Genomic DNA, 12,630 nt, shown 5'->3' on the forward strand with positions numbered 1-12,630 from the left:
GCATTGTCGCGGCGGTGACAGCGGACAACAATGGCGGTTCGACTGGCAGGAATCAACAATGACGACATCTACCACTCCGATCTGGAAACAGAGCACCGACCTCGAGCGCATCAACGCGTGGAACGTCAACACCGCCATGGAGGTACTCGGCATCCGCTTCACCGCGGTCGGCGACGACTGGCTGCAGGGCACGATGCCGGTCGACCGACGCACACACCAGCCGTTCGGCCTGCTGCACGGAGGCGCCTCGGTGCTGCTGGCCGAAACGCTGGGCAGCAGCGCGGCGATGCTCACGCTCGATCCGGAAAAAGAGCTCACCGTGGGCCTCGACATCAACGCCAACCACATCCGCGGCGTGCGCAGCGGTATCGTCACCGGTACCGCCCGACCCTTCCACCTTGGCCGCACCACTCAGGTGTGGGAGATCCGCATCGAAAACGAGGAAGGCTCGCTGGTTTGCGTGTCGCGACTGACCATGGCCGTGGTGCCCGCCCGCGTGATCGGCGCGGCGTCGAAGTGAGCCGGCCTATCGTGAGCACGCTTTGAACCACGACGCGCCCTACGCCACGCTCACGCCGGACTGTGTGCTCGATGCCGTCGGCGCCTGCGGGCTGTGGACCGACGGCCGCCTGTTGGCGCTGAACAGTTACGAGAACCGCGTCTGGCAGGTCGGTATCGAGGACAGTTCACCGGTCATCGCCAAATTCTACCGGCCCGGCCGCTGGACGAATGCCGCCATCGCCGAGGAACATGCGTTCACTCTCGAACTGGCGGCGGCCGAGCTGCCGGTGGTCGCGCCGCTGAGTTTCAGCGATCGCAGCCTGCTGGAGCACGCAGGGTTTCGTTACGCGCTAACGCCGCGGCGCGGCGGCCGGGCGCCGACGCTGGAATCAGCCGATCAACTGCAGTGGCTGGGTCGACTGATCGCGCGGATGCACGTTGTCGGTGCGCGCCAGCCGTTTGCGCATCGCGGCACGCTCGATCGCGCGACGATGGTGCGGCCGTCGATGCAGGCGGTACTCGGTTCGTCGCTGCTGCCGGCGTCACTGCATGACCACTACCGTGCAGCCGCCGAGCGGCTCGATGGCGCGATCGAACAGCGGCAATCGGCGATCGGCCCCCTGCGCCAGCTGCGCCTGCACGGCGACTGCCACCCGGGCAACGTGCTGTGGACGGACGACGGCCCACACTTCGTCGATCTCGACGACGCGCGCATGGGTCCGACCGTTCAGGACCTGTGGATGCTGGCCAGCGATGCGCGCCAGATGGAGGCCATGCTCGACGGCTATCGCCAGTTCCGCGATTTCAACGACGACGAGCTGATGCTGGTTCCCGTACTGCGCGCGATGCGGCAGATGCATTACGCCGCATGGATCGCCACGCGCTGGCGCGACCCGGCGTTCCCCGCGGCGTTTCCGTTCGCGGTCGAATCGCGTTGGTGGGAACAACATATTGCCGACCTGCATGAGCTGGCCGATGAACTGGCGTGATGCTTTTTTGCACGAATGACGTTCGCCCGGCCAGCATCGCCATCCAAAACGTCAATCGCTTCCAAACGTCGCGCAGCAAAGTCGAGAGACGGGTGTCGGCAGCACTTACAATGACGTGTTTTTTTTATTTCGGAGTGACGCATGCGCCTGGTTCTTTTCCGCCTGATCGGCATCCTGGAAATCGCGGGCGGATTCTACGGAGTGGTGGCCGCGCTGCGCCGACTGCTGCCGCTGGGCTCGACCCATGAAAGCATCTTCGCGCTGATCGATCTGGCGGTCTTCGCGTTCGTACTGATCGCCGGCGTGCTGCTGCTGGACAACAGCGAACGCGGCATCGCCTTTTCGCGCTGGGCACAGCTGCTGCAGGTGCCGCTGATCGCGACCTCGGCCTTCAGCTATGCGCTGTCCAGCGGCGCGTTCGTCAACGTGTTTTCGACCCTGCACTTGCCGCCGCATTTATTGCTGGATTCGCATTTCGGCACACAGGGTTTCGTGCTGGCCACCAGCGGCCCCGGCACCTCGCGCATCGGTATCAATTTGCTCGCCCTGCTGTCGTGGTTGGCGCTACGATTCCGCTGAACCTTTCACACAAGGCAAACAGCCATGGCCCGTCCGAGCTTTATCGAATTGCCCGCCGCCGATATCGACGCCGCCAAACAGTTCTACTCGAACGCGTTCGGGTGGGCACTGACCGATTTCGGACCGAGCTACGCCTGCACCATGACCGGCGACGTCGATGTGGGCCTGCAGGGCGATATGACGGAGGCGCCGCGCGCGCCGCTACCGGTGATCGCTGTGGATGATCTGGAGGCCGCGCTGGTGGCGGTGACGGCCGCCGGCGGCACCATCGTCAAACCCACCTTCGACTTTCCCGGCGGGCGCCGCTTTCATTTCGCCGATCCCAACGGCAACGAGCTAGCCGTGCTTCAGGCCGATTGAATGCGGCAAACAGAGCGCGGCGACGCGTGCGCGGCAAATCGCTAAGCTGAGGTCAACCGATGACCTGGCTGGATACGCGATGGACCTGTTGCCGATGAATTTCCGCACCCGCAAGTGGGTAAAGCCTGAAGACCTCAATCCCAACGGCACCTTGTTCGGCGGCAGCCTGCTGCGCTGGATCGATGAGGAGGCCGCGGTGTACGTGATCGGTCAGCTCGGCAACAGCCGCGTGGTGACCAAGTACATGTCGGAAATCAATTTCGTCAGCTCGGCGCGCCAGGGCGACGTGATCGAGCTGGGCATCAACGCCACCCGCTTCGGCCGCACCTCGATCACACTGCGCTGCGAAGTGCGCAACATGGTGACGCATAAAAGCATCCTCACCATCGACGAGATCGTCTTCGTCAACATGAGCCCGGACGATCAGCCGCTGCCGCATGGCCGCACCAAACCAACGCTCGACAACAGCGATCCATAAGCGGCGTCGAACACGCTCCAAACCGGTGATCGGGACGCCGCACGCTATCATGCGTGCATGAATACGCCCTCGCCTGCCGAATCCACGCCCTCCCCCACCGCTGCCGCGGCCACCACGCTTCCCGTCATCCGCCTGAAGTCCGACCGCAATCCCGGTCATCCGTGGGTGTGGTCTGCCCAGCTGTACAAGCCCGAGGCGCGGCTGCCGCCGGGTACCGTGGTCGAGGTGCACGACGCCAAGGGCCGCTTCGTCGGCCGCGGTTTCTGGAACGGCCATGCGCGCATCGCGCTGCGCCTGCTGAGCAACAACGAAGCCGAGGCGATCGATGCGCAGTGGATCGCCAAACGCATCGACAGTGCCGTCCAGCTGCGCCGCGAGCTGCTGCAGATCGACCACGTCAGCGACGCCTGGCGCGTGGTGCACAGCGAAGGGGACGGCCTGTCGGGGCTGATCGTCGACCGCTATGCCGATATCCTGGTGATCGAATATTTCGCCGCCGGCATGTGGCGCTTCCGCGAGGCGATCCACGCGGCCTTGCTGACGCACTTCCCCGGCGCGCGGCTTTACTGGTTTGCCGAATCGCACGTGCAGAAGCAAGAGTCGTTCGACTGCCGCAGCGGCGACGTGCCCGAGGCCGTGCAGGTGCACGAGCACGAGCTGCGTTTTCACGCGGCGCCGGGCTCCGGCCACAAGACCGGCTTCTTCGCCGATCAGCGCGACAACCGCCGCCGCTTCGCCGAGCTGGCGCGCGGCAAGCGCGTGCTCGATCTGTGCTGCAACGCCGGCGGCTTCGCCGTGCATGCGATGGCGGCCGGGGCGCTGACCGCGACCGGCGTCGATCTGGATGCCGGCATTCTGGAGATCGCCCGCGCCAACGCCGCGGCCAACAACGTGACGGTGAATTTCGACCAGGCTGATATCTTCGACTGGGTGCGCGCGGCCGTGGCGCGCGGCGAGCAGTTCGACGCGGTGATTCTCGACCCGGCCAAGCTCACGCGCGACCGCAGCAAGGTGTTCGAGGCGCTGAAAAAATATTTCGCGATGAACCGCATGGCGCTCGACGCGATCGCGCCCGGCGGTATCCTGTTGACGTGCTCGTGCACGGGCCTGGTCAGCGAAGCGGATTTTCTGGAGATGCTGCGCCGCGTGGCGCTGAACGCGGGGCGTGAGATCCAGATTCTGGACGTGCGCGGCGCCGGCGCCGATCATCCGTTCCGTACCGACGTACCGGAAGGCCGTTATCTCAAGGCGGTGTTCTGCAAGGTCCTTTGAGCACGCGCACAACGGCTTGACGCAAACACGGCGCAGCGACACGAACTTTTTTGGAAACGGCACTGTGAACACCCTCGCCACCGACAGGCCGACGTCGATCGCCTGGACCATCGTCGCGGCGAGCTTCGGCTTTGCCGTAGTGCAGCTGGACGTCACCATCGTCAACGTGGCGCTGCCGCGGCTGAGTGTTGAGCTGACCGCCAGCGTGCCGGGACTGCAGTGGGTGGTGGATGCGTACAGCCTGGTCTTTGCGGTGCTGCTGCTGTCGGCCGGCGTCATGGGCGACCGGCTGGGCGCTAGGCGCGCCTATCTGATCGGCCTGGCCGGTTTCGCGCTGGCCTCGGCCGCGTGTGGCGCGGCACAGACCGCGGCCGAGCTGATCGCCGCGCGCGCGGTGCAGGGCATTGGCGCTGCGCTGCTGGTACCGCCGTCGCTTGCGCTGATCAATCACGCCTGCGCGCACGATGCCAAACTGCGCGCCAAGGCGATCGGCTTCTGGACGGCCGCGGCCGGCATATCGATCGCCGCCGGTCCGATCGTCGGCGGCCTGCTGCTGGGGTGGCTGGGCTGGCGCAGCATCTTTTTCGTCAACCTGCCGCTGTGCGCGCTCGGTATGGCAATCACCCTGCGCGTTGCCGAAACGCCGCGCAAGCCGCAGCAGCATCTGGACCTGCGCGGCCAGCTGCTGGCGATCACCGCGCTCACCTGCCTTACCGCGGCGGTGATCGAAATCGGACCGCTCGGCGTCACGCATCCGCTGGTGCTGACCAGCTTGGCGCTGGCCGTGGTCAGCGCGCTGCTGTTCGTGCGGGTGGAGTCGCGCGTGGCCCAGCCGATGCTGCCGCTGCGTTTTTTCCGCCTGCCCAACTTCAGCCCGGCGGTAATGTTCGGCATCTCGGTGAACCTGACCTACTACGGGCTGATCTTCATCATCAGCCTGTATCTGCAGCATGTGTGTCGCTACACCGCCACGCAGGCGGGGCTGGCCTTTCTGCCGCTGACCGCCACATTCGCCGTCGCCAACCTGATCAGCGGCTGGATGGCCGGCCACTACGGCAGCCGTCTGCCGATGCTGCTGGGCGCGATGATCGGCGCGTCCGGCTTTGCGCTGCTGACGCGGCTCGATGCACACAGCAGCTACCTGGCGATGCTGGCCCCGTTCCTTTTGATCCCCAGCGGCATGGGGCTGGGCGTGCCCGCGATGACCACGGCGATCCTGGCCAGCGTCGAAAAAACGTTTTCCGGCACCGCCTCGGCCGTGCTCAACGCCGCGCGGCAGGCCGGCGGCGCCATCGGCGTGGCGGCGTTCGGCGCGCTGGTCACCGGCGGTGATGGCCGCATCGTGCCCGGCATGCATCGGACCGCCTGGCTGTCCAGCGCACTGCTCGCCATGGCAGCCGTCGTCGTGTGGTTCGGCATTCGGCGTCAGGCGGCGCGACCAAACGATCCGATCGGCAGCGAGACGCATCTTTAAGTAGACGCGCCTCGCTGGCGGCTGCTTTCAAAGCGGCGGCGAAACCTTCGCTTTCGGCACGGCCGCGGGCAACAAACCGTCGGCCCGAAACATCGCCTTGATGCCGCGCAGCGCTTGCCGGATGCGGTCCTGGTTTTCGATCAGGGCGAAGCGCACGTAGTCGTCGCCGTAGTCGCCGAAACCGATGCCCGGTGACACCGATACCTTGGCCTCGGCCAGCAGCTTCTTGGCAAACGACAGCGAATCCATGCCGTCGTACGACGCGGGTATTTTTGCCCAGACGTACATCGACGCCTTCGGCACCTCGACCATCCAGCCGATCTCATGCAGGCCCTTGACCAGCACGTCGCGACGCTGCTGATAGTTGGCGGCGATGTCGCGCACGCACTGCTGGTCGCCCTCCAGCGCGGCAATGGCGGCGACCTGCAGGGGCGTAAACGTGCCGTAGTCGTGATAGCTCTTGATCCGCGCCAGCGCGTTGACCAGCTCGGCATTGCCGACCATGAAGCCGATCCGCCAGCCGGCCATGTTGTAGCTCTTGGACAGGGTGAAAAATTCCACCGCGATGTCTTTCGCGCCCGGCACCTGCATGATCGACGGCGCCTTCCAGCCATCGTAGACGATATCGGCGTAGGCCAGATCGTGCACCACCAGCACGTCGTACTGCTTGGCCAGTGCGACCACGCGTTCGAAGAAATCCAGCTCCACGCACTGCGCGGTCGGATTCGACGGAAAGCCGAGAATCATCATCTTCGGCTTGGGGATGCTCTCGCGAATGCCGCGTTCGAGTTCGGCGAAAAAATCGATGCCCGGCGCCATCGGGATCGAGCGGATCTGCGCGCCGGCAATCACCGCGCCATAGATGTGAATCGGATAACTGGGATTGGGCACCAGCACCGTATCGCCGCGGTCCAGCGTGGCCAGCATCAGATGCGCCAGGCCCTCCTTCGAGCCGATGGTGACGATGGCCTCGCTGTCCGGGTCGATTTCCACGTCGTAGCGCTCGCCGTACCAGCGCGCAATCGCGCGGCGCAGGCGCGGTATGCCCTTGGAGGTCGAGTAGCCGTGCGTATCCGGCCGCTGCGCCACCGTGCACAGCTTTTCCACGATATGCGGCGGCGTAGCGCCATCGGGATTGCCCATGCTGAGATCGACGATGTCTTCGCCACGGCGACGTGCCGCCATCTTCAGCTCGGCGGTGATGTTGAATACGTAAGGGGGAAGACGTTCGATGCGCTCGAACCGCCTCGATTCAGGGCGCGCCGTGGAAAGGGATGACACAGAAACGGATGGAGCAACCTGCTCGGTCATGACAGCCTCGTTGTACGTAAGCGCCCGGAACCGTCCGAGCGACGTCGGAGCGTTGCCGACCGCTGGTGTCGGCGCCGCTCCTGGCTCGACGATAATCGGCCGGGGCCTGCGCTGTCGATAGCCCGTGCACGCCAGCTTGACCACGCATGTCGACACTGCCGGCATGAGCCAGCCTTCATCCATCCCCAAAGTTCCCCTTGAAGTCGACCCCCTTCTGCGCAGCGCAGTGCGCGCCGCCGGCCTGCGCTACGTCAGCGACGACCAGCCCGGCATCGTGCGCAAGCGTCGCGGCAAGGGCTTTGGTTATCTCGATGCTAAGGGTTTGCGCATTACCGACGAAGAGGTGCTGACGCGCATTCGCGCGCTGGCCATCCCGCCCGCCTACGTCGATGTCTGGATCTGCACCAACCCCAACGGCCACCTGCAGGCCACCGGCCGCGACGCCCGCGCGCGCAAGCAGTACCGCTATCACGAGCGATGGCGCGAGATGCGCGACCACGGCAAGTTCGACCGCGTGCTCGCCTTCGGCGACGTGCTGCCGAAGCTGCGCCGACGCGTGCGCAGCGACCTCGCACAGCACGGCCTGCCCGAGGAAAAAGTGCTGGCGCTGATCGTGCGGCTGCTCGACGAAACGCTGATCCGCATCGGCAACGATCGCTATGCGCGCGACAACAAAAGTTTCGGCCTGACCACGCTGCGCTCGCGCCATGTGCAGCTGCATCGCGGCCGGCTGCGCTTTGATTTTCGCGGCAAGAGCGGCCAGCAGCGCGAACTCGAACTGGACGACAAGCGGCTGGCAAAAATCATCCATACCTTGCAACAGCTGCCGGGGCAGCGCCTGTTCCAGTATCTGGACGAACAGGGCAAACGCCAGCCGGTGGATTCGGAGATGGTCAACGACTATCTGCGTCACACGACCGGCGGCGAATTCACCGCCAAGGATTTCCGCACCTGGGGCGGCACGGTGCAGGCGGCCGGCGTGCTGGCGCGCACGCCGCTGCCGGAAAAAGGCGGCGATCGCGCGATGCGTTCGGCGCTGGCCGCAGCGATCAAGGAGGTTGCCGCCACGCTGGGCAATACGCCGGCGGTGTGTCGCGCCTCCTACATCCATCCGCTGATCATCGAGGGCTGGCAGGACGGCAGCCTGCAGCACGTCATCCCGCCCACGGCCGGCCAGCACGCGCGTCAGCTCGAAACGCTGACCCTGCGCTATCTGCGCCGTCGACTGAAAGCCGGCGGCCGTCGCAGCGGATGAGTCGCCAGCGCGTAAACTGGCGCTCAGACTTCTTCGGAATGCGCCATGCCTGCTGTTGAAATACTGCTGATCGTTCTCCTCGTCGCCGTGCTGATCGTGCTCGTGCTGCAGGTTCTCGCACTGCGCCGCGGTCGTGAGGACGCCGGCCTGCATATACGCCTGGATGCGCTCAAGGACGACGGCGAACGCCTGCAGCGCACGCTGCGCGAAGAGCAGCGCGCCGGGCGCGACGAGCTGCAGCAGGGTTTCGATCGATTCCGAAGCCACGTTGGCGAACAGCTCGGCGGGATGTCGCAGCAGCAGGCCGAACGGATCGACGGCTTCGCCCTGCGCCTGACCCAACTCACCGAACGCACCGACGCCGGCCTGCAGTCGCTGGCGCAACGGCTGACGGAAGACGCCCGCCGCAGCCGCGAGGAATCGACGCTCACGCTCAACCGCCTGGGCGACCAGCAGCAGCAGCGGCTCGTCGCACTGACCGCCGACATCGAAAAACGCATGACCGAAGTGCGCACCACGCTGGAAACCAAGCTCGGCGCGATGCAGCAGGACAACGCCGCCAAGCTCGAACAGATGCGCGCCACCGTCGATGAAAAGCTGCAGAGCACGCTGGAAACGCGGCTGGGCCAGTCGTTCAAACTGGTCTCCGAACGATTGGAAGCGGTGCAGCGCGGCCTGGGCGAAATGCAGTCCCTCGCCGTCGGCGTGGGCGATCTCAAGCGCGTGTTGGGCAACGTGAAGCGTCGCGGCATTCTCGGCGAAGTGCAGCTCGGCGGCCTGCTCGAAGATTTGCTGACCAACGAACAGTACGCCACCAATGTCGCTACGGTACCGGGCAGCAGCGAGCGGGTGGAATACGCCATCCGCATGCCCGGACAGGAAGACGGCGAGAACGTCTACCTGCCGATCGATTCCAAGTTTCCGGTCGAGGACTACCAGCGCCTGCTCGACGCGCAGGATGCGGCCGACGTCGAGGCCGCGGCTTTGGCCGGACGCGCGCTGGAAGTGCGCGTGCGCGATGAGGCCAAACGCATCAAGTCGAAGTACGTGGCGGCGCCGCACACCACCGATTTCGCCGTGCTGTTTCTGCCCACTGAAGGCCTGTATGCCGAAGTGCTGCGCCGCCCGGGCTTGTTCGAAAGCCTGCAGCGCGACCATCGCGTCATGGTGGCCGGCCCCACCACGCTCAGCGCCCTGCTCAACAGCCTGCAGATGGGCTTTCGCACGCTGGCCATCGCCAAGCGCAGCAGCGAGGTATGGAAGCTGCTGGGCGTGGTGAAAAACGAGTTCGGCAAGTTCGGTCTGGTGCTGGAAAAAGCCGAGCGTCAGCTCAATACCGTCAGCAAGAGCATCAGCGACGCGGGAAAAAAGACCAAGACGATCGAGCGCAAGTTGCGCGGCGTCGAATCCATCGCCATCGAGGATCCGAACAAGGTATTCGGCACGCCGTCGCTCGATGTGGCCGACGATCTCGATACGGAAGCGGATCAAGAAATGTGAGCGATTCGCGCAGTTCGATACACCGGCATCATCGCCGACTCGGCCTGCTGGCAACGGAGCTGGATCGGCTGCGCAAGACGCTGCCGCCACGCGAGCGGCTGATCGTTGGCCTGATGCAGGCCGTGCGCGTTGGCGCTGGCGCCACGCTGGGGTATTTCGCGGCGCGCGCGGTGGGGCTGGATCAGGGTTTCTGGGCGGCGATCACCGCGATTTCGGTCACGCAGAACAGTTTTGCGGAGGTGAAAAATTCCTCGCGCGATCAGTTTATCGGCGCCATCTTTGGCGGCCTGCTCGGACTGACCGCCGCCGCCCTGGGCGATGACCACTACCTCTTCTATGTGATCGCCGTGATGTTCGGCACCCTGCTGTGCTGGCTGATCAACCTCGGCGCCGCCGGCCGGATCAGCAGCGTGACGACCACCATCATCATGCTGGTACCGCACACCGGTCCGTTCTGGCAGATTGCGCTGCTGCGCCTGGGCGAGGTGATGATCGGCGCAATGGCCGCGCTCCTCGTCACCTGGCTGGTGGACCGGCTGGCGTCGCGACTGGGCTTCAACGAGCCCATCCACTGACGCCTGCGCGCGATGGCCGGTCAAACCGCCTTGGCCGCCTTCTTCTGATACGGATAGAACTGGCGATCGCGCAGCTCGTGCTCGATTTTTTCCAGGCTCTTGCCCATCGTCTCCGGCACCAGGTAATAAATGAACACCAGCGAAAAAACCGAGATCGCCGCGTACAGCCAGAAGGTGTGCGTGGCGCCGAGCCAGGTGACCAGGCTCAACGTGGTGAGCGTCACGATCAGGTCGAACGACCAGTGGCTGAAAGCGCCAAGCGCCGCGCCCTTGCCGCGAACGAACAGCGGATAGACTTCCGAATTGATCAGCCAGATGCACACGCCGAAGCCGCCGCAGTTGAGCATCAGATACGCGCCCAGGCAAAGCACCACCAGCAATCGGCTGGTATCGGTAGTCGGCCCCTGGCCTTCGAACAGATAGCCCAGCACGACCAGGGCCACGATCGAACCGGGAATCATCCACAGCAGATAGGTGCGCCGACCGATGCGGTCGACCAGCACGCTGCCGATCACCGTCATGATCACCACCAGCAAGGTGCTGAAACCCGTCGCCAGCACCGCCGCCTTATCCGAGAAGCCGGCCTTGGTAAGGATCGTCGGCGCGTAGTAGATCAGCGCGTTGTTGCCGGTGATCTGCGAGAACATCGAGATGCTGGCGCCGACAATCACCGCCGGACGAATCCACGGCTTGGCCAGATCGCGCCAGCGCCCTTCGGGTTCGTCGAGCACCACCGTGCGAATTTCGGCTACCTCGGCCACCGCTTCGTCGTGATTGCCGCGCACGCGCTCCAGCGTGGTCAGCGTCTCCTGGTCGCGCTTTTTGACCAGCAGCCAGCGCGGGCTTTCCGGCAAAAAGAACATGCCACCGAGCAGGATCAGCGCCGGCACCACGCCAAGGCCGAACATCCAGCGCCAGTGATCGCCCAGGGCAAAGCCGGTGGCGTAGGCCACGGTGATGCCGAACACCACCATGAATTGAAACAGCACGACCATCTTGCCGCGATGCGCCGGCGGCGAGACTTCGGCGATGTACACCGGAATGATCTGGGTCGAGCTGCCGGCGCTGAGGCCAAGCAGAAAACGCGACGCGATCAGAAACCCGATGCTCGGCGACAGCGCCGAGCAGATCGAGCCGATGGCGAACAGCACGCCCACGCCGATGACCATACGCCGACGACCCAGCCGATCGGAAAGCGGACCGGTACCCAGACAGCCGAACAGCGCGCCGAAGATGATCGCGCCGGTCACCAGCTGCTTGGTCGTGTCGTCCATCGAAAACTGCCGCCCGAGGCCCAACAGCGCGACGCCGATAATGCCGGTGTCGTAACCGAACAGCAGACCGCCAAGGGCGGCGATCACGGCGATACCAATCACCAGACCCATCATGTTTTTGGTTTGCGGCTTCGCCAGGCCATCGTGGCGCGTATTCATCGACATACTCCCGAACAGAATGCAGCTGCGCAGACGATGCGTCTACGGTGGAAAATTGGAGCCTGAACTTCGGCGGCAGCGCCTTGGTCAGCCGCCGTGTCATCGCTTACTCACCCGAAGCCTTCGACGGCGGCAGTGAGACATGGAAATCCGCGCGCGACGCCGTGGCCGCGATGCGAACGGCATTGGGCTCGTCGGTATGTTCGATCCACGCCAGCGCGTCCTCACGGCTGCGGCCATAGCGCATGTGCCGCTCCAGCAGCTGGCGATGGCGCTGCGCGGGATCCACGTCGACAAACCAGACCTCGTCGAGGAATGCCCGCGCATGGCTCCATGCGCCCTCATCGAGTAACAGGTAGTTGCCTTCGGTAACAATTAGCGGCACGTTCGGTGGCAGCGCGATCTCACCGGCGATGGGCTCCTCGATCTCGCGATGAAACGCGGGCGCGTAGACGATTTCATCGGGCACCGCTAGCTTTAACCGCCGCAGCAACGCCGCGTAGCCGGCTGCGTCGAAGGTGTCGGGCGCGCCCTTGCGAGCTGCGCGGCCCAGTCGAGCGAGCTCAGCATTGGCGAGGTGGAAACCATCCATCGGTGCCAGCGCAGCTTGATCACCCAGCGCATCGACCAGCGCCTGCGCTAAGGTCGACTTGCCTGCTCCAGGCAGGCCGACAATACCAAGTAGCTGTCGACCGCCACGATCTAGCAGCGCCTGTACGCGCCGCATGGCTTGCTGCGGAATCATCCAACGACTCGAATGGAAGGACTGCGACATTAAGCGCTACGGTTTGTAAACATGGTGCGACGAGCAGGCGTTTCTTAGCGGCAAAGCTGGCTGCGACGGGTGGTCGCACAACGCGGCAGGCTAAAAGTGACGCCACCCCGCTACACTCAGCGGCCGCT

The 12,630-nt window shown here is 64.8% G+C and carries 13 protein-coding genes; 10 read left to right on the forward strand and 3 right to left on the reverse strand.

Annotation, left to right across the window (positions count from 1 at the left end; translation table 11 throughout):
• Window positions 1-58 precede the first annotated feature (58 nt).
• The 7 genes from HDE76_RS12355 to HDE76_RS12385 all read left to right on the forward strand — a co-directional run bounded on the left by HDE76_RS12355 (window position 59) and on the right by HDE76_RS12385 (window position 5,653).
• Complete coding sequence (locus tag HDE76_RS12355) at window positions 59-520, forward strand: hotdog fold thioesterase (RefSeq protein ID WP_179480631.1); 462 nt, start codon at window positions 59-61, stop codon at window positions 518-520.
• A 22-nt stretch (window positions 521-542) separates the two neighbouring features.
• Entirely contained in the window at window positions 543-1,490 is a 948-nt protein-coding gene (locus tag HDE76_RS12360) for a serine/threonine protein kinase (protein ID WP_184507978.1), read from the forward strand.
• A gap of 141 nt (window positions 1,491-1,631) precedes the next feature.
• Window positions 1,632-2,069 (forward strand): hypothetical protein, encoded by a 438-nt coding sequence (locus tag HDE76_RS12365; protein ID WP_184507982.1) that lies wholly within the window; start codon window positions 1,632-1,634, stop codon window positions 2,067-2,069.
• Window positions 2,070-2,093: 24 nt separating this feature from the next.
• The gene (locus tag HDE76_RS12370) at window positions 2,094-2,429 is read left to right on the forward strand and encodes a VOC family protein (protein WP_184507985.1); all 336 of its coding nucleotides are present in this window, start codon (window positions 2,094-2,096) and stop codon (window positions 2,427-2,429) included.
• A gap of 79 nt (window positions 2,430-2,508) precedes the next feature.
• A complete protein-coding gene (locus tag HDE76_RS12375) occupies window positions 2,509-2,907 on the forward strand; it encodes a hotdog domain-containing protein (protein WP_218862379.1) in 399 nt (132 codons plus the stop codon).
• Between the two features lie 57 nt (window positions 2,908-2,964).
• Window positions 2,965-4,179, forward strand: a complete 1,215-nt coding sequence (locus HDE76_RS12380) for a class I SAM-dependent rRNA methyltransferase (protein ID WP_184507988.1) — start codon at window positions 2,965-2,967, stop codon at window positions 4,177-4,179.
• A gap of 64 nt (window positions 4,180-4,243) precedes the next feature.
• Window positions 4,244-5,653: an MFS transporter gene (locus tag HDE76_RS12385; protein WP_221262409.1), complete on the forward strand. Its 1,410-nt coding sequence runs from the start codon at window positions 4,244-4,246 to the stop codon at window positions 5,651-5,653.
• A 27-nt stretch (window positions 5,654-5,680) separates the two neighbouring features.
• On the opposite strand, the gene alaC is transcribed toward HDE76_RS12385, so the two are convergent.
• Window positions 5,681-6,964 carry an alanine transaminase gene (gene alaC, locus HDE76_RS12390; protein WP_179480621.1) on the reverse strand — a complete coding sequence of 428 codons (1,284 nt, stop codon included), beginning with the start codon at window positions 6,962-6,964 and terminating at the stop codon, window positions 5,681-5,683.
• 163 nt (window positions 6,965-7,127) lie between these two features.
• Between alaC and HDE76_RS12395 the strand changes: the two genes are divergently transcribed.
• The 3 genes from HDE76_RS12395 to HDE76_RS12405 are packed head-to-tail and all read left to right on the forward strand — an operon-like array spanning window position 7,128 to window position 10,294.
• Window positions 7,128-8,219, forward strand: coding sequence for a DNA topoisomerase IB (locus tag HDE76_RS12395; RefSeq protein ID WP_179480763.1), 1,092 nt, complete (start codon window positions 7,128-7,130; stop codon window positions 8,217-8,219).
• Window positions 8,220-8,264: 45 nt separating this feature from the next.
• On the forward strand, window positions 8,265-9,719 hold the full coding sequence (rmuC, locus tag HDE76_RS12400; protein ID WP_179480619.1) for a DNA recombination protein RmuC: 1,455 nt from the start codon (window positions 8,265-8,267) through the stop codon (window positions 9,717-9,719).
• Window positions 9,716-10,294, forward strand: a complete 579-nt coding sequence (locus tag HDE76_RS12405; protein ID WP_184507991.1) for an FUSC family protein — start codon at window positions 9,716-9,718, stop codon at window positions 10,292-10,294. The genes rmuC and HDE76_RS12405 overlap by 4 nt, the downstream gene beginning before the upstream one ends.
• Before the next feature lie 20 nt (window positions 10,295-10,314).
• Here HDE76_RS12405 and HDE76_RS12410 read toward each other — a convergent pair whose 3' ends face one another.
• Window positions 10,315-11,727 carry a sugar porter family MFS transporter gene (locus HDE76_RS12410; RefSeq protein WP_184507994.1) on the reverse strand — a complete coding sequence of 471 codons (1,413 nt, stop codon included), beginning with the start codon at window positions 11,725-11,727 and terminating at the stop codon, window positions 10,315-10,317.
• A gap of 106 nt (window positions 11,728-11,833) precedes the next feature.
• A complete protein-coding gene (locus HDE76_RS12415; RefSeq protein WP_179480613.1) occupies window positions 11,834-12,472 on the reverse strand; it encodes a nucleoside/nucleotide kinase family protein in 639 nt (212 codons plus the stop codon).
• Between the last annotated feature and the right edge of the window lie 158 nt (window positions 12,473-12,630).

The organism is Rhodanobacter sp. ANJX3 (genome assembly GCF_014200755.1).
Lineage (GTDB): Bacteria > Pseudomonadota > Gammaproteobacteria > Xanthomonadales > Rhodanobacteraceae > Rhodanobacter.